We start from the raw sequence: 16,657 nt of genomic DNA, 5'->3' as shown, positions 1-16,657 counted from the left end.
ATAACGTCAGTATTGATCAAGCAGCCCCTTGACCCTGCGGTGCAGGCTGTCCGGCGCACTCGCCTTGGCAGAAGCCCTGATGCGTTCCCGCAGTCTCTTCTCGAATTCGGCGCGACTGAAACAATCGCGGCAACGCTCCAGATGCCGGTCGATAGCGGCGCTGTGAACATGATCAAGCTCACCGTCCAGATAAGTGAACAGCTGCTCGATCACCTCCTCACAATTGAGCTTGTCTTCGCTCATGTCGAATCTCCGGCGCCGCTGTCGGAGGGGTGGCGACCATGAACCAGGCCGGCCTCGGAGGCCTGCTGCCAGAGCGCCTTCTGCAGCAGCGCTCGCCCCCTGCTCAGGCGGGACCGCACGGTGCCAACCGGTATCTCAAGCAATGCGGAAACCTCCTCGTAGGTGTAACCCTGAACCTCCACCAGGACGATCGCCACGCGAAAACCGTCCGGCAATGCATCCAGCGCCTTCTGCAGGTCCTCCTGCAGCACATCATTGAGAAACTGCTGCTCCGGCGTGCCCCACCAGAGCAGGAACGGCTGGTGCAACTGCTGGAAAAGGGAGAAATCCCCCGCGTCGGAGGTCTCCACGGCTTCGCGCTCCACCTCGTCGCGGGTCCTTCGACGCCGCCACTGGCTGACGAACGCGTTGTTAAGAATTCGGAACAGCCACCCTTCCATGGACTCGAGGTCACGCAGGTCGTCCAGCTTTGACCACGCCTTGCTAACCGCCTCCGCGACCACGTCCTGCGCGTCGTCCGGATTGCCCGTCAGCCTGAGCGCCGTGCCGTATAACCGGTCCATCAGACGAACCACCTCCTGCTCGAACAGCGCCCGCCGCTGCCGACGATCATCTTTTCCCTGCCCGCCTGATCCTGGATCCGGCATGCTTTCCCCCGCACTTCATCTCCTTGGATTGGTGACCGCGTACACGTCGTATGCACGGCGAGGCGATCTCTGAGAGACTGCTCTATCCTCCATGATGGGTGTTCCTCCGCGAGGATTCCACAGTGCCCCGCCGGCAACGGACCCGGTGCAGGTCGCACCTTCCGTAGCGCAAGGACGCGTGAGCCCCGGCAATGGTTCCCGACCGGCGGCACCCGAGGTTTATTTTGCCAAACACCTCATGAAATCCGCGCTCGCGGGAACCCTCCGCTGGTCCATGCGTCCTTGGATCACCCGGCACACATGACCGGGCTGACAACAAACCCATCAGGAGGACGACCACCATGAACACACAAAACACCATTGTTTCTCTGCTGCTCGCGACCGCGCTGACCGCCATCGGCTACACGGCGATTGCCGAGCCTAACGATCACTTCATCGTGCGCGACACCACGGACTCGCTGGACGAAGTGCTCGCCCGTGTGGAGCGCTACGCCACCGAGGAAGACGACTGGATCTTCCTGTCTACGTTCGGACTCAAGGGGGGCGAAGTGACCGCGGTAAAGATCTGCTACCTGCCTATCGGCGAGGACATCTTCGCCGCCGGCATGCACGTGGCCGCGATGATGCCCTGCGGACATATGGCGCTCTACGAGAAGAACGGCAGGACGTACATGACGCTGTTGCACCCCAGGTTCATGACCACCCTCAATCCCGACCCGAACCTGGAGCGTGCGGTGGCGCGGGCCACGCCGGCCTTCGAGTCCATGCTGGAATCAGTGTGGCGCTGAGGTCTCGCCGCACACACACGGAATGACAGGACGTCAGTCGCGGCCGGCACCTTCCGGTGCAGGCCGCGCCTGACCCACAACACCAAGAGAAATGGCATTGAATGGAGGAACGCAAACATGCAGATGAGAGCAACCAGGATCGACGAAGCCGTTGACCGCACGGCGCTCGAGCACAAGGTCAAGGAGATGTACAAACGTGTCGCCGAGGAGCCTGACGGCGAATTTCACTTCGAGATGGGCCGCCGGCTCGCCGAAAGGCTGGGCTATCCCACAGCCGATCTTGACCGGATCCCCGCGCAGTCCGTGGACTCGTTCGCCGGCGTCGGCTATCACATGGATCTGGCCGACATCCGGCCCGGTGACGTGGTGCTGGATCTGGGCAGCGGATCCGGCATGGACACCTTCATCGCGGCCCTCAAGGTGGGACCCCGGGGCCGCGTGCTGGGACTGGACATGACCGAGGCCCAGAGGGAGAAGGCGAAACGTCTGGCAAAGGCTGCAGGCATCGACAACGTCTCCTTCCATGAGGGCTACATCGAGGATCCGCCGTTTGATGAAGACAGCGTGGACGTGATCATCAGCAACGGCGTGATCAACCTGTCAGCCGAGAAGGGTCGGGTGTTCGCTGCCGCCGCCCGGCTGCTCAAGCCCGGCGGACGCCTGGCCCTTTCGGACATCGTCACCGAGAAGCCGCTGCCCGAAGAGGTCAAGTGTGATGCGACATTATGGGCCGCGTGCATCGGCGGCGCCTTGCAGCAGGATGACTACCGGTCCGCCATCACGGCGGGTGGACTCAAGGTGGCCAAGGTGCGCGAGAATCCCCAGTACGGATTCCTCACCGACTCGGCCAACGGCGCCAGCAAGACCTGGGGCGTGAAGAGCGTTTCAATACTGGCGACCCGCTGATTATCCGACCGAAACAGGGAAAGGCATGGAGGCAACGGGGACAGGGGGGGTTGAGTTCCAATCCTCCGTCCCCTTTTCTGATAGCAGGGTAACCACTCTCTGCCCCGGTTTATGGTGGACTCTTTCATTTAAATCAATCGCTTGATCAGGAAAGACCTCGTGAGGGGCGCCTTTTCCAGCCTGCTAGACAGACATGAACACCAGTGCCACCACGTCATTGTCGTAGTCGTTGGTGGTCTTGTACTCCCGGTATCCCTGAGACACCGCAGCGCCCACCGCGTAGTTTCTGCCGCGATATTCAATCAGTGCGGATCGACGCGTGCCGTTCTCGAGACTGAGCAGATCTCCTTCCAGATCGATCCGGTCACCGGGGCGCAGGTCTCCACCGGTGGCGCTGATGACATTGCCCTGGCGATCCGCGAAGACGGCGAAGCTGCCTTCGATGATATGGCCCGCATCATCCCTGGGAAGCGCATCCTCGAGCATCGCAGCGAACTGTGGTTCGCTGTCAAAGGCGATTGCAATGCCGCCAAGGGCGCGTCCGCTTTTCGGAGAACGCACGGAGGTCATGTAGATATAGGTCGGGCGATCTTTGTAGAGATGCGTGGAATTAAACGGCGATACCACATAACGCTGTGAATCGCGGATCCCGAGTGCCTCAGAGAAGCCGCCCTCGGCAGGCAGAATCGTGCCGAGCAGATGCTGCTCTTCGGGGCTGGAGACTGCAACGATGACCCGGTTGGCATCGAACAGGATCAGATTTGTGTAAACGGTATAGAGACTGTTGATGTAGGCGAGGATCTCCGTCAGCGTCTGCCGTTGATCTTCAGTGCGCGTGGTCAGGTCCAGGATCTCCCTGAAACGGCTGGTCAGCGCCCACCAGCGAACGTCGTTGGCACGCTCGTAGAGGTTGCGGTCCATGATGTCCACGGCCAGAAACGCTTGGAACTGGACCTCGTTCATCAGGGATTCCAGCACGGTCGCGTAGAGGCGGGTAATCGAGTTGTCGAAGACCTGCCGGGTGCGGTTGCCGATCACCCGGATCTCGCTCAACACGGGCATGAACTCGTGGGCATCGCGCTTGGCGGCAACGATCTGTCCGTTCAGCACGATCAGGGACAGGTCGTCGGTGACCCGGGCGGCGTTCTTGCGGATGTTGCGCAACTCAAGAGAGATGAATTCACCCTCCTGGTGTGTCCCGGCATCGCTACCCTCCCCGCCCTGCTCGCCAGTCCTGAAGGCGGATTCCATCGGCGCCATCACCTGCCCTTTCCAGGACAGCCCCATATAACCCTGATAGCCCTTGGTCTGGCAGTTCCGAGCCAGATAAGCGTCCGAGCCATGGCCCAGTCTGGACAGCTGCCCGTCACGGGCACCGGTGATCGAGGTGCCGATGGGCAGGCGCCGTTCATCACTGCTGGCAATGACGCGGTCGTTGCGGTCGAGGATTGCCACCAACTCTCCGGGCCTCACCAGGTTGGCAAAGATGCCGGCCATCTCGTCATCAAAACGAAAGCTCAGACAGAGCAGACCGAGGACCCGGGCACCGGGCTGGTCTGAGTCGGTGACCGGTGCCGAGTAGATCAGACCGGCGCGGCGCCCGGGCAGGAGATCCGTGGGGCGGAATGTCTCGACATAGGGGGCCTCGCCGCGGAGTGTTTCACTGATCAGCGGATCCCTGGAATGGACCACCGGGTTGGCGGGGTCCAGGTGTGCGCGAACATGACCCTGGGGGTCGAGCAGCAGGATTTCGTCATACACACTGTATTTGAGGGTGTATTCGCGCAGGCGCTCGACGATCGCCTCGGTGGCCTCCGGCGAGGCCTCCGGGTGACGCAGGAATTCGCGGATGTCCTCGTCCGTCGCCAGGAAACCCACATCCGCCGTGCGCTCGAAGAGATTGCGGATCAGGATGTCGATGGCAAACTGCGCCCGGGCGCCCAGTTCCTGGTCCAGCTTGCGCAGATTCTCCCGGACAAGGTTATCGATGAGTTCCTTCTGGAGTGTCTGGAACCCGTTGCGGGCCAGGTCCATGTCGTCCAGGATTGTGGCCGCCACGTCCAGGCTGCTGATTTTTCCGATCAGGGCGACCTTGCGCCACCACTCACCCAGAGCCAGCAGGGTTTCATTGCATGTGTTGACGAATGGCATCTCCCGTAGAAACTGCTTATCCGACAACACGTTGGACATCGGTGCGCTCCCGTTGACTATTGGGGTTCAGGGTGTCTGATCGTGTCCATGATCAGGGATCCCGTGACAGGCCAGACGCAAGGCAGGCAGGACACTCTGCTGCCAAGGCTATCGAGGGTGGAGATCCATCGCTGGCATAGTGCTGTTATCGGCCAGCAACTGCAATCGCTTGAGTCTACGGTGAGGGAGAGCCTGTTTCAGGGAAGTCGGGTCCGGAAGAAAAGTCTTTTCTAATATAAGCGGAAATTCCTCTCTGACCCGGTTCATTCCTGAATTATGCGTCTGCGACCTCACGAAGAACCTCTGGATGGCGAGACACAATCTTAAGAAGGGTTGCAGCCGCACCAGATGGCTGCCGGCGCCCTTGCTCCCATTGCTGAAGCGTGCGGGACGAAATATGCAGGGCGGCAGCAAACTGCGCCTGCGAAAGGCCCGACTTGAGGCGCGCCGCAACCACGTCATTGGCCTCAACGCTGTACTTGGCGCCGTGCTTTCCGTTCTTGACGTCACGAATGGCCTGCAGCAGCTCTTCACCGATGTTACGGTTCGCATCACGCGCTGAAATGGACTTTTTGCTAGTCATGATCAAGTTCCTCCGCGATCTGGCGCAATACATGCGATGGAATATTGTCCTTCGCGCTCTTGGAATAGATTGTGAGCAGCACTACTGTGCCGCGTTTGAGGCGCACGGTGTAGATGACTCGTACACCGCCGCGTTTGCCCATCCCGGGGCGAGTCCACCGGATCTTGCGACACCCACCGGAACCGGGGATCAAGTCGCCAGCTTCGGGGTTGCCCGCCAGATGGGTGGTGAACTCGCCGTGCTCCTCAACCGACCAGTAGTCAGGCCAGAGCTTGCTAAAGAGTGGCGACTCAATGATGGTCAGCATTGGCACGAATGTACGCCATTGGCGTATAGCACGTCAAGCAGCAAAAAGTAAAAGGGGTCGGTGACTAATGAAAATCATTTGTCACCGACCCCTTTTAGCTAATTATCCATGACGTCCTGTTCCGACCAGGCCCGTGCCTGTTCGCGGTGCAGGCGCACCACCAGGTGGTAGTGGTTGGACATCACCGCGTAGGCGCAGATATCGACCGCGAAGACAGCGGTCAGCGCTTCCAGCCGCTCCAGCACCCAGCCCTTGCGGTGCTCGTAGCTCTTGCCCGAGAACGAATCCTGGCCGCACAGATAGGCTCGGCGCACGCAGCGCGCGATGCCGGGTCAGTAAAAGGGGTCGGTGACTAATGAAAATCGGGTCAGTAAAAGGGGTCGGTGACTAATGAAAATCATTTGTCACCGACCCCTTTTAGCTTTTCGCGTAGGCGCAGATATCGACTGCGAAGACAGCAGTCAGCGCTTCCAGCCGGTCCAGCACCCAGCCCTTGCGGTGCTCGTAGCTCTTGCCCGAGAACGAATCCTGTCCGCACAGATAGGCTCGGCGCACGCAGCGCGCGATGCAATGGTAGTAGGGGGTGGTTTCCGGATGAACGAGTTCCCTTCTGGCTCGGGTCATAGGAATGCTCCTTATTCCTTGATTGGACTGACGATTCAGAGGCCAGGCGGCCCCGGCGGGGGTGTCAACAGAATGATGGGTGTCCTCTTGTTCCTTTTTTGGGGGTGGTTTCCGGATGAACGAGTTCCCTTCTGGCTCGGGTCATAGGAATGCTCCTTATTCCTTGATTGGACTGACGATTCAGAGGCTAGGCGGCCCCGGCGGGGGTGTCAACAGAATGATGGGTGTCCTCTTGTTTTCGGTTACAGAATGATGGGTGTCCTCTTGTTCTGCCCGCTGGCCGCACAGATAGGCCCGGCGCACGCAGCGCGCGATGCAATGGTAGTAGGGGGTGGTTTCCGGATGAACGAGTTCCCTTCTGGCTCGTGTCATAGGAATGCTCCTTATTCCTTGATTGGACTGACGATTCAGAGGCTAGGCTGCCCCGGCGGGGGTGTCAAATAAATGATGGGTGTCCTCTTTTACTTCTCATCCTCTTTTACTTTTCAAATAAATGATGGGTGTCCTCTTTTACTTTCTTAAGTCGGGCGGTCTTATCTGATTTGAAATAGTTCGAGACAAATGAAGGGTCACTACAAACATTTGCAAATACAAAGTATGCATCTAAAAATACACGGAATAGAGTGTTTGCTTCGTTGCTCATGCCATTTTTCATAACAAGTAAAGCAGCTTCGGAAATCTCAAGAACTCTGGCCGCCAACACGAGGGCAATTATCTTCTGGCGATCCCTGTCAGTATCTTGCTGACAAACATCTTTTGACGATGCGAATGAACGAACTTCCGAAATGCTTCGTTCGAGCGCCCGAAATAGCCGATCGTTTCGCACGCGTATCTGGCGTGCCTTCTCTTGTCCAGCTTCGGATAAGAATCCATCACCGTGTATCTTCACTGTGCACCTTTTGAAACATGACAGAATGTTAGACAGATTCTGTCACATCGCTGATATACGGATTCTGTATAGCACCCCTGATTCTCGGGGTCATGCAGAATTGCCCCAAGAATAACGCAGGTTTCCATGGGGCTGTACCCGTGGCGAGATAAGCAGGGCGCAGCGGACGCGCTCCGCTCATACGCCCTACGGTACAGGAAAGCTTGTATTCAGGAATTCCGGCGCAAGGCCAGCAGTGAAGTGCGGCGCCACCCGCGCCGCGTATAGAAATCCAGGGCCGGCGCATTGTCGCTATCGGCCAGCAGTTGCAGCCGGCTAAGCCCCATCTCCGACGCGCGAGCCTCCATCCCCCGAAGCAATCGCCCGCCAATCCCCTCCCCCCGATGGCCCTCACCCACCACCAGATCCTCCACCAGCCCCACAGCCCCCCCTTCCGCCGTGGAGATAAGTGTCTGCACGCTGATCATGCCCACCACCCCGCCCTCCCGCTCGGCCACCAGCACCTGCGCGCCCGGCTGCACCAGTAGCAACGCAAGCCCCCTGCCCTGCTTCTCCGCATCTGGCACGAAGTCCTGCTCGATGCTGAACAGCTGGGCGAGGAGCTCCACCATGGCGGGGATGTCGTCCGCCACGGCGTCGCGGATCAGGACGGGCTCACTCTTCGTCCCCATAGTTGATCACCGCCAGGAAGCGGATCGGGACTTCCAGGAGTCGCTCGGGGCCGTGGGGGATGCTGCCCTTGAAGGTGAGGGAGTCGCCGGGCTCCAGGAGATAGGTGTTGCGGCCGTGGCGGTATTCGATGCGGCCTTCGAGCATGTAGATGAACTCGGTGCCCGGATGGGTGAAGGTGGGGAACACCTCGCTGGCGTCGTCCATGGTGATGAGGAAGGGCTCCACCTGCTTGCGGGGGCCCTGGTCGTAGGCGAGCAGGTGATAGGTATGACCTCGGCGGGTGCCGCGGCGCACCACTTCCAGGCCCTCGCCGCTCTTCACGTGCTGGGCGCCGCCCTCGGGGACGTCGAAGTTCTTGAACAGCTGGGCCAGGGTCATGCCCAGCACACCCGACAGCTTGCGCAGGGTCTCCAGGCTGGTGGAGACCTGGCCGTTCTCGATCTTGGAGAGCATGCCCCGGCTCACGCCGGCGAGATCGGCCACGTCGGCGATGGTGAGCGACTGGGCCTGGCGTTTTTCCCGCAGCACGTGGCCGATGTGCTGGTCCAGGTTGCGGTCCTCCGCGTGCGCTGCGGGTTCGGGCGCTGCAGGCCGCGCGGCCTTCCCGGCCGCCTTGGGTTTCGCCTTGCGGGTGGCCACGGTGGACACGCTCAGTAGCCGCTCACGCCCGGGATCCAGTCGGTGCCGGCCAGGGGGATCTTGGCCATGGCGGCGGCCTCGATGGTCAGCGCGGCGAGGTCCTCGCGCTCCAGGTTGTGCACGTTGGACTTGCCGCAGGCCCGGGCGAGCGTGGTGAGTTCCATGGTCAGCGTCTGCAGGTAGTTCTTCACGCGGCGCGCGCCCCAGTCCACGTCCAGGCGCTTTTCCAGTTCCGGCGTCTGGGTGGCGATGCCCACGGGGCAGCGGCCGGTGTGGCAGTGGTGGCAGTAGCCGGGCGCGGTGCCCAGCGCCGCGAAGTCCTCGGTGGCGTCCACCAGTTCGCCGTTCATGTGGTAGTGCCGGGCGTTGCAGCCGAGCGCCATCATGGCGGCCTGGCCGATGGACACGGCGTCGGCGCCCATGGCGAGCGCCTTGGCCACGTCCGCCCCGCTGCGGATGCCGCCGGAGATGATGAGCTGCACCTGGCCCACCATGTCGATCTCCTCCAGGGCCTCCACCGCCTGGCGCAGGGCGGCGAGCGTGGGAATGCCGGCGTGTTCGATGAACACCTGCTGGGTGGCGGCGGTGCCGCCCTGCATGCCGTCCACCACCACCACGTCGGCGCCGGCGGCCACAGCGAGCTTCACGTCGTTCTTCACCCGGGTTGCGCCCACCTTCACGTAGATGGGCACCTGCCAGTCGGTGATCTCGCGCAGCTCGGAGAGCTTGATGGCGAGATCATCGGAGCCGGTCCAGTCGGGATGGCGGCAGGCGGAACGCTGGTCCACGCCCTCGGGCAGGGTGCGCATCTTCGCCACCCGGGGGCTGATCTTCTGGCCCAGCAGCATGCCGCCGCCGCCGGGCTTGGCGCCCTGCCCGATCACCAGTTCGATGGCGTCGGCCTTGCGCAGGTCGTCGGGGTTGAAGCCGTAGCGGGACGGCAGGCACTGGTAGACCAGGGTCTTGGAGGAACGGCGTTCCTCCGGGGTCATGCCGCCGTCGCCGGTGGTGGTGGAGGTGCCCATCTCGCCGGCGGCGCGGCCCAGCGCGTCCTTGGCCTGGGCGGTGAGCGCGCCGAAGCTCATGCCGGCGATGGTGATGGGGATGCCGAGCTCGATGGGATTCTTGGCGAAGCGGGTGCCCAGCACCGTCTTGGTCTCACACTTCTCCCGGTAGCCTTCCAGCGGATAGCGGGAGGCCGAGGCGGTGAGGAAGGTCAGATCGTCAAAGGTGGGCAGGCGGCGCTTGGCGCCGAGCCCGCGGATCTCGTAGAGCCCGTGCTCGGCGGCCTGCTGGATGTAGTGCAGCGTGTGGTCGCCGTAGGTGTAGTTGGGCTCGATGTAGATGTTCTTGCTCATCACTCAGTACTCCTGGTGGTGATCGGCGTTCCAGTGGTACAGGCTGCGGGCGGAGGCCACGCGCTTGAACTCCTGGAGGTCGTGGTCGAAGCCGGCCCGCTCCAGCAGGTTGGCCACCCGGGCGTAGTCATCGTCGCTCATGGGTTCTTCCCGGGCATCGGCGCCCAGGCCGTGGATGGTGCCGCGCACGTAGATGACCGCCTCGTAGAGGGAATCCCCGAGGCCCGGGTCCGCGTCGCCGCACACCACCAGGGTGCCGGCCTGGGCCATGAAGGCGGACATGTGGCCGACGCTGCCGCCCACCACGATGTCGCAGCCCTTCATGGAGATGCCGCAGCGGGACGAGGCGTCGCCCTCGATGACCACCAGCCCGCCGTGGCCGGAGGCGGCGACGCATTCGGAGGCGTTGCCCTTCACCCGGATGCTGCCGGACATGATGTTCTCGCCCACGCTCCAGCCCACGTTGCCGTGCACGGTGATGTGGGCCAGCTTGTTCATGCCGCCCACGAAGTAGCCGGCGTGTCCCCGGATGTCGATGCTCACGGGGGCGTCCACGCCCACGGCCAGGTTGTGCCGGCCGTTGGGGTTGAGCACCTCGACGTGTTTCGCGCCGCTGCCGGGGAGGTCGTGGTGCAGATACTGGTTCAGCTCGCGCACCGTGGTTTCCGACAGGTCGAAACGCACGGCCTCGGCGGTGGGGTTCAGCGTGTCCACGAGTAGATCTCCTCGGGCTTGGGTTCGAACAGCATGGCCTCCTTCACCCCGGGCAGGTGGGCGAGCGCCCGGTACTCGGAGCCGATGGCCACGTAGTCGTCGGTCTCGGCCACCACGGCGGGCTTGCAGGCGAAGGGGTCGCGCACCAGGGCGAGCTTGTCGTGGGTGCCCATGAGCAGGGTGTAGAAGCCGTCCAGAACGTTGAAGCCCTGGGACAGGGCGTCCTCCAGGCTGTCCCCGTCGCGCAGGCGCCATTCCAGGAAGCGGCAGGCGGCCTCGGTGTCGTTGTCGGTCTCGAAGCGGATGCCCTTGCGTTCCAGTTGCCGGCGGATCTTGTAGGGGTTGGACAGCGAGCCATTGTGTACCAGGCAGAAGTCCTCGCCCGCCGTGAACGGGTGGGCGTGGGCCGGGGTGATGGCCGACTCCGTGGCCATGCGGGTGTGGCCGATGGCGTGGCTGCCGGTGAGCGCCGGGAAGCCGTAGCGCTCGGCAATGGCCGCCGGGTGGCCCGCGTCCTTGTAGATGTCGATGAAGTGCCCGGCACTGAGGATGTGCAGCGCCGGGAAGTGTTCCGCGAACCAGGGGCGCACGGTATCCGGGTCGGCAGCGAGGTAGAGACGCGCGTAGCGGCCCTGGGCCTCGATGCGCGGCGTGGGCACCAGGGCCTCGTCCAGGGCGCGCTCCAGGGCGTCCCAGTCGAAGTCCGCGTCCTGGGCGAACAGGCTGTACTTCTCGCCCCGGTCGGTGTCGGCGAAGACGGCGAGCCCCGCCGAGTCCGGGCCGCGCTCGGACATGCTTTCCAGCATGGGGGTCACCAGTTGGCCCAGTTGCCCGTTCAGGGACGGGTTCTTGAGCAAGAGTCCTACGATTCCACACATGGGGGAATCTCCTCGATCAGTAAAATTCCACGTAACGGTTGAGTTCCCAGTCGGACACATGGCGGGAGTATTCCACCCATTCCATGTTCTTCAGCCGGATGAACTCTTCGATGAAGTCCTGGCCCAGCTGTTCGGCGAACAGCGCATCCTTCTGCAGCGCGGCGATGGCCTCGTGCAGGCTCTGGGGCAGGGTCTTGATGCCCTTCTCCGCCAGCTCCACGGGGCTCAGGTCATAGAAGTTGAAGTTCTGCGGTTCGCCCGGCTCCAGCTTGCGGTCCACGCCATCGAGACCGGCGGCGATCACCGCGGCGGCGGCCAGGTACGGGTTGCAGGCACCGTCGCCCAGGCGCAGCTCCAGGCGGCCCTTGGGGATGCGCACCATGGAGGTGCGGTTGTTGTCGCCGTAGGAGATGAAGGCCGGGGCCCAGGTGGAACCGGACAGTGCGCGGCCCACCACCAGGCGCTTGTAGGAGTTCACACTCGGCGCCAGGAGCGCGGTCAGCGCCGGGGCGTGGGCCAGCAGGCCCGCTGCGAAGTGATAGGCGGTCTTGGAGAGTTCCAGGCCGCGGGGGTCCGACGGGTCCTGGAAGATGTTGGGATTGGATTCATCGGCGATGGAGATGTGCATGTGCATGCCGTTGCCCGTGCGGTTGGAGAAGGGCTTGGGCATGAAGGAGCAGATGAGTCCCAGCTGGTTGGCGATCTCGCCGGCGGCCATGCGGAAGAACACGTAGCGGTCCGCGGAGGTCATGCAGTCCGAGTAGGTGTAGTTGATCTCGAACTGGCCATTGGCGTCCTCGTGGTCCACCTGGTAGACATCGAAGTTCACCGCCTGCAGGGACTCCACCAGGCGCTCCAGGAACTCACGGGAACGGGACAGCCCCTTGTAGTCGTAGCAGGGCTTGTCGAGCCGGTCGGAATCGTCGGCGGGGACGACGCAGCCGTTGCCGTCGCGGCGCAGCAGGCTGAACTCGGGCTCGAGCCCGGTGTTCATGGTCCAGCCGCGCTCCTTGAGGCGCTTCACCTGGGCGGCGAGGATGTTGCGGGTGTCCAGCATGTAGGGCTCGCCGTTGACGTAGCCGTCGCAGACGATGCGCGCATAGCCGGGCTGCCAGGGCACGATGGACAGGGTGCTGAGATCGCCCCGGGCCATGTAGTCCGCCTCGTGGGGACCCATGCGCAGGCCCCACACGGCGAAGCCGGCGAAACCGGCGCCGTCGGTGAGCACGTCCTCCAGGTGACTGACGGGCACGGACTTGGTCTTGGCCACGCCGTGGATGTCCACGAACTGGGCCAGGATGTACTTGACCTGGTGACTCTCCAGATAGGTCTTCGCTTCCTGTGGTGTCATTTTTTATCCTCCCGGGATATGTAGAAGTCGGAAAAGCCGATGACTTCCCCCTGCATGTCATGGACCCCGTGCATCAGGGTCTCGAATAGGTATTCTCCGTAGCTGGGCTCGCAGCCCATGCGATACACCGGGCCGGGTTCGACCCGCAACCACACACCCACCCCCGCCACGCGGGTGTAGAGCAGCGCATCTCCCACGCTTGCGAGATCCAGCGAGCAGAACTCTGCCATGAGCTGCGCCGCGTGTTCACCGCCCAGGGCGATCTCCTGGTCGTCGCGCACCAGGATGCGGGTGCCGTTGTCGAGGCCTTCGGACAGCGGACCCAGGTGCCGGGCAAGGCCGCCCGAGGGCCCGTCGTGGAGCAGGAACTCGGCGTTGCCGGTGCGGGCCAGGAAGGCGTCGGGCCCGAACTGCGGCAGGTCCTGGCAGACGAACCAGTCCTCGGACACCGGCAGTTCGTGGGCGCGCATCCAGCCTGCCGCGTCACCGCCCTTGACCAGCACGCGAAGCAGCGGGCTCAGGTCGGCGAGCCAGGTGTCCGGCAGTTGCACTGCCTTGAGCGGCGCGGGCATGCCGCGCACCTCGCCCCACTCGAAGCCGTCGCGGGGCAGGAGGCCATGGGCGGGGCTCAGACGTTTCATGCGTTCACCTCCCCGGCCGTTTCCGGTTTCTGGCGCAGACCTTCCGGGTCGTAGAAGGGCGTGGGCACCACGTCGGCCTGGATGATCACCGCGCCTTCCACGCGGATGGAGAGCTGCGCCGCATCGGCCAGCGTCTTGTCCACCATGGCGAGCCCCACCCAGGCCTTGAGGCTCGGGCTGTAGCCGATGCTGGTGACCCGGCCGGCGATGTCGTCGTCGTGGATCACCAGGTGGCATTCCCTGGGAATCGGGCCCGGATGGCTGCCCGGCAGGCGGAAGCCCACCAGGCGGTTGGCGGCGCGCTCTTTCAGGATCTGCAGGCTGCGCTTGCCCTGGAAGAAGGGCTTGTCGAACTTCACCGCCCAGGCCATGTTGGCGTCGAAGGGGCTGGAGGTGCCGTCGGTGTCCTGGCCCACGATCAGGTGGCCCTTCTCCAGGCGCAGCTGGCGCTGTGCCTCCACGCCGAAGGGCCGGATGCCCCTGGACGCGCCCGCCTCCATGAGCGCCTCCCACACGTGCAGCGCCTGGGCGGCGGGCACGTGGATCTCGAAGCCCAGTTCACCGACGAAGCCGACCCGGAACAGCCAGGCGGGCACGCCCGCCACCCTCCCCTGGCGCGCGCCGAGGAAGGGGAACGCGGCCTGGGAGAGATCCACGTCGGTGAGCGGCTGCAGCACATCGCGGGTCAGGGGGCCTGCGATGTTCATGGAGGCCAGCTGGCTGGTGCGGTTGACCACGTCCACCTTGAGGTTCCATTCGCCGATCATCCGCTGCATCTGGCGGAAGATGGCCTCGGCGCCGGTGGTGGTGGTGCTGACGTAGAAATGCTCCTCGCCCCAGCGGGCGCACACCCCGTCGTCGATGACCACGCCCGCCTCGTCCACCATGAGCGCGTAGCGGGTCATGCCCTGCTTCACGGTGGAGAGCTTCAGCGTATAGAGCTGGTCCATGAAGCGTGCGGCGTCGGGGCCGAACACCTCCACCTTGCCGAGCGTCGAGACATCGATGAGCCCCACCCCTTCGCGCACCGCCATCACCTCGGCACGGATGGCCTCCGCCTCCGATGCGGGTCCGTAGTACTTGGGGCGCTGCCAGTGGCCGGCGGGCATGAACACCGCGCCGTGATCCCGGTGCCAGCCGTGCATGGGCGTGCGCCGCTCCGGACGCAGGCGTCGGCCCGCCAGGTGCTTGATGGGCACGGGATGGTAGAAAGGACGCGCCGTGGTGGTGCCGGTCGCGCCGATGGACTGCTTGTTGAGGCGTGCCAGGATGCGTACGGCGTTCATGTTGGCGTGCTTGCCCTGGCTGGGGCCCATGCCCACGGTGGAGTAGCGCTTGAGCAGTTCGATGTTGTCGAAGCCTTCGGCCGCCGCACGCTCCAGGTCCTTGAGTTGCAGGTCTTCGTCCAGGTCCACGAAGTTCTTGCCCTTGGGGTGGGGGAACACGGGCCAGGGATGGGACATGCGTTCACTGCTGCGCCCGGGCCGCGCGGTGGGCCCTGCCTGCATGCCCAGGTGTGCCAGCGCCTCGCCGGCGGCGGCGGCGCCGTCCGCCACGCGGGCATCGAGATCGAACACGCCGTTGACCCGGCCGCAGGCGAAGACCCCGGGTGGCAACTGTTCCGGCACGAACTGGCCCGGGATCTCGGCGAACACCATGCGGGTGCCAGACTGGTAGAGGATCGGGGCGGCGGGTGCGTAGCCCACGGACATGAGCAGGCCGTCGCAGTCGATGCGCTGGGCGGTCTCCGGTTTCGCCCTGCCCTCGGCATCCAGGGCGCAGACGGTGACGGCCTGGAGCAGGCCCTCGCCCTCGGCGCTGTAGACGGTGCTGCGGCCATGGACGGCGATGCCCGCGGCCCGTACCTGATCGTGCAGATCGCCCCGCGTTTCGGGGGCGTCCAGGTCCACGATGGCCTTGACGGGGATGCCGAGCGCCTTCAGTTCCAGGGCGTTGCGGTAGGCATCGCTGTTGGCGGCGAGGATCACGGCGGACTCGCAGGCGGCTACGCCGTAGCGGCGGGCGAGCCGCAGGGCCGCGCTCGCGAGCATCACGCCCGGCAGGTCGTTGTTGCGAAACACCGCGGGCTGCTCGTAGACGCCGCCGGCCACGATGACCGCACGGGCGCGCAGGCGGATGAGGCCCTTCGGTGTGACCAGGGGCACGTAGTGATCCGCGTACCAGCCGGCGGCGACGGTGTCCGGCAGGAAGGTGAGATTGGGGAGATCCGCCAGGCGCGCGAGCAGTTGATCGCGCAGCGCGCCGTCCTGCCGGTCGTTGAGGCTGCCGCCGGCGCGGGCGTTCTCATCCACCAGCCAGACACGGGCGCCGCTTTCCGCGGCAGCTATCGCGGCGCTCAGGCCCGAGGGACCCGCGCCCACCACCAGCAGGTCGCAGAAGCCGTGGCGCTTGGGCAGGCGCAGTTCGGGCCATTGGGTGTCGATACGCCCGAGTCCCGCCCGCTTGCGGATCTGGTTCTCCCAGAAGGGGAACAGCGCCTTGGGGCGGTGGAAGGTCTTGTAATAGAAGCCCACCGGCAGCAGGGGCGAGAGCCTGTCCAGGAACCGGCCCCGGTCCTTGTCCAGGCCGCCCTGGGTGTTGATGGCGCTGAGCCGCATGCCGTCTGCAACGGCGGTGACGTCGCCACGGATGTTGAAATCGGAGTCCGACTGCAGCAGCACGTTGCTGTCGTGGTTGGCCGCCGAGAACACGCCCCGGGGCCGGTGGTACTTGAAGCTGCGTCCCAGCACGCGCACGCCATTGGCCAGCAGCGCAGAGCTGATGGTGTCGCCCGCAAACGCGCTGTACTCGCGTCCCTCGAAGCTGAAGCGCAGGGTGCGCGAGCGGTCGATCCACTCCCCGTCCCGTGCCGGCAGACGCTTAGCCATGGGCCAGGTCCTTCATGGCCTCGGCCACGGTCAGGGTGCGCAGGAATTCATCCTTCAGGGTGTCCCGCTCCGCCACGAACCACATGCCCGTGGGCGCGTGGCACCACCACTCCCGCTGCACCCCGGGCGCGCCGTCGCGATGGAAGACGTAGTGGGACCATGCCATGTCCGTGGTGCTGTCCGGGTCGGGCATGGGGCGCCAGAGGCCGCCGTAGACGAACTCGGACGCGGGGCGGGTGCCGACTTTGGGACAGGGGATGAGTTTCATGGGTGCGTGGGTTTTGCTGGTGTTCGTGTTGGGACGCGGAGGGCGCAGAGACGCAGAGAGCGCAGAGGTCT

The 16,657-nt window shown here is 64.1% G+C and carries 17 protein-coding genes and 3 pseudogenes; 2 read left to right on the top strand and 18 right to left on the bottom strand.

Features of this window, described 5'->3' with window-relative positions:
- Positions 1 to 6 precede the first annotated feature (6 nt).
- Both TGR7_RS08585 and TGR7_RS08580 read right to left on the bottom strand, forming a co-directional pair.
- Entirely contained in the window at positions 7 to 243 is a 237-nt protein-coding gene (locus TGR7_RS08585; protein ID WP_012638278.1) for an anti-sigma factor family protein, read from the bottom strand.
- The gene (locus TGR7_RS08580) at positions 240 to 890 is read right to left on the bottom strand and encodes an RNA polymerase sigma factor (protein WP_081434269.1); all 651 of its coding nucleotides are present in this window, start codon (positions 888 to 890) and stop codon (positions 240 to 242) included. The genes TGR7_RS08585 and TGR7_RS08580 overlap by 4 nt, the downstream gene beginning before the upstream one ends.
- Before the next feature lie 341 nt (positions 891 to 1,231).
- On the opposite strand from TGR7_RS08580, the gene TGR7_RS08575 reads away from it, so the two are divergent.
- A complete protein-coding gene (locus tag TGR7_RS08575) occupies positions 1,232 to 1,678 on the top strand; it encodes a DUF302 domain-containing protein (RefSeq protein WP_012638276.1) in 447 nt (148 codons plus the stop codon).
- A 117-nt stretch (positions 1,679 to 1,795) separates the two neighbouring features.
- A complete protein-coding gene (locus TGR7_RS08570) occupies positions 1,796 to 2,584 on the top strand; it encodes a methyltransferase domain-containing protein (protein WP_012638275.1) in 789 nt (262 codons plus the stop codon).
- A gap of 183 nt (positions 2,585 to 2,767) precedes the next feature.
- Here TGR7_RS08570 and TGR7_RS08565 read toward each other — a convergent pair whose 3' ends face one another.
- The 16 genes and pseudogenes from TGR7_RS08565 to TGR7_RS08500 all read right to left on the bottom strand — a co-directional run bounded on the left by TGR7_RS08565 (position 2,768) and on the right by TGR7_RS08500 (position 16,586).
- Positions 2,768 to 4,774, bottom strand: coding sequence for a cache domain-containing protein (locus TGR7_RS08565; protein ID WP_012638274.1), 2,007 nt, complete (start codon positions 4,772 to 4,774; stop codon positions 2,768 to 2,770).
- Positions 4,775 to 5,048: 274 nt separating this feature from the next.
- On the bottom strand, positions 5,049 to 5,357 hold the full coding sequence (locus TGR7_RS08560; RefSeq protein WP_012638273.1) for a helix-turn-helix domain-containing protein: 309 nt from the start codon (positions 5,355 to 5,357) through the stop codon (positions 5,049 to 5,051).
- Positions 5,350 to 5,664 (bottom strand): type II toxin-antitoxin system RelE/ParE family toxin, encoded by a 315-nt coding sequence (locus tag TGR7_RS08555; protein WP_012638272.1) that lies wholly within the window; start codon positions 5,662 to 5,664, stop codon positions 5,350 to 5,352. Before TGR7_RS08555 ends, TGR7_RS08560 begins: the two co-directional genes overlap by 8 nt.
- Positions 5,665 to 5,768: 104 nt before the next feature.
- Positions 5,769 to 5,990: pseudogene (locus TGR7_RS08550) on the bottom strand (transposase); the annotation flags it as partial.
- Positions 5,991 to 6,090: 100 nt separating this feature from the next.
- A pseudogene (locus TGR7_RS08545) lies at positions 6,091 to 6,288 on the bottom strand (transposase); the annotation flags it as partial.
- Between the two features lie 276 nt (positions 6,289 to 6,564).
- Positions 6,565 to 6,660: pseudogene (locus tag TGR7_RS18025) on the bottom strand (transposase); the annotation flags it as partial.
- Between the two features lie 106 nt (positions 6,661 to 6,766).
- The gene (locus TGR7_RS17440; RefSeq protein WP_148211481.1) at positions 6,767 to 7,177 is read right to left on the bottom strand and encodes a DUF5677 domain-containing protein; all 411 of its coding nucleotides are present in this window, start codon (positions 7,175 to 7,177) and stop codon (positions 6,767 to 6,769) included.
- Positions 7,178 to 7,386: 209 nt separating this feature from the next.
- A complete protein-coding gene (locus tag TGR7_RS08540; protein WP_012638269.1) occupies positions 7,387 to 7,848 on the bottom strand; it encodes a GNAT family N-acetyltransferase in 462 nt (153 codons plus the stop codon).
- Positions 7,832 to 8,497 (bottom strand): helix-turn-helix domain-containing protein, encoded by a 666-nt coding sequence (locus tag TGR7_RS08535; RefSeq protein WP_245522966.1) that lies wholly within the window; start codon positions 8,495 to 8,497, stop codon positions 7,832 to 7,834. The genes TGR7_RS08540 and TGR7_RS08535 overlap by 17 nt, the downstream gene beginning before the upstream one ends.
- A 2-nt stretch (positions 8,498 to 8,499) precedes the next feature.
- Positions 8,500 to 9,846, bottom strand: coding sequence for an FMN-binding glutamate synthase family protein (locus TGR7_RS08530; protein ID WP_012638267.1), 1,347 nt, complete (start codon positions 9,844 to 9,846; stop codon positions 8,500 to 8,502).
- A gap of 3 nt (positions 9,847 to 9,849) precedes the next feature.
- Positions 9,850 to 10,560, bottom strand: coding sequence for a GltB/FmdC/FwdC-like GXGXG domain-containing protein (locus TGR7_RS08525; RefSeq protein WP_012638266.1), 711 nt, complete (start codon positions 10,558 to 10,560; stop codon positions 9,850 to 9,852).
- Positions 10,548 to 11,438, bottom strand: a complete 891-nt coding sequence (locus tag TGR7_RS08520; RefSeq protein ID WP_012638265.1) for a class II glutamine amidotransferase domain-containing protein — start codon at positions 11,436 to 11,438, stop codon at positions 10,548 to 10,550. The genes TGR7_RS08525 and TGR7_RS08520 overlap by 13 nt, the downstream gene beginning before the upstream one ends.
- A 16-nt stretch (positions 11,439 to 11,454) precedes the next feature.
- The gene (gene glnT, locus TGR7_RS08515) at positions 11,455 to 12,789 is read right to left on the bottom strand and encodes a type III glutamate--ammonia ligase (RefSeq protein WP_012638264.1); all 1,335 of its coding nucleotides are present in this window, start codon (positions 12,787 to 12,789) and stop codon (positions 11,455 to 11,457) included.
- Complete coding sequence (locus TGR7_RS08510) at positions 12,786 to 13,430, bottom strand: hypothetical protein (protein WP_012638263.1); 645 nt, start codon at positions 13,428 to 13,430, stop codon at positions 12,786 to 12,788. The genes glnT and TGR7_RS08510 overlap by 4 nt, the downstream gene beginning before the upstream one ends.
- Positions 13,427 to 16,318 (bottom strand): 2Fe-2S iron-sulfur cluster-binding protein, encoded by a 2,892-nt coding sequence (locus TGR7_RS08505; protein ID WP_012638262.1) that lies wholly within the window; start codon positions 16,316 to 16,318, stop codon positions 13,427 to 13,429. Before TGR7_RS08505 ends, TGR7_RS08510 begins: the two co-directional genes overlap by 4 nt.
- Positions 16,311 to 16,586 carry a sarcosine oxidase subunit delta gene (locus tag TGR7_RS08500; RefSeq protein ID WP_012638261.1) on the bottom strand — a complete coding sequence of 92 codons (276 nt, stop codon included), beginning with the start codon at positions 16,584 to 16,586 and terminating at the stop codon, positions 16,311 to 16,313. Before TGR7_RS08500 ends, TGR7_RS08505 begins: the two co-directional genes overlap by 8 nt.
- Between the last annotated feature and the right edge of the window lie 71 nt (positions 16,587 to 16,657).

Origin of the sequence: Thioalkalivibrio sulfidiphilus HL-EbGr7, from assembly GCF_000021985.1 — a bacterium.
Taxonomy (GTDB): domain Bacteria; phylum Pseudomonadota; class Gammaproteobacteria; order Ectothiorhodospirales; family Ectothiorhodospiraceae; genus Thioalkalivibrio_A; species Thioalkalivibrio_A sulfidiphilus.
Note: the sequence above shows the minus strand (reverse complement) of the source record. Positions and strands in the feature narration are given on the sequence as shown.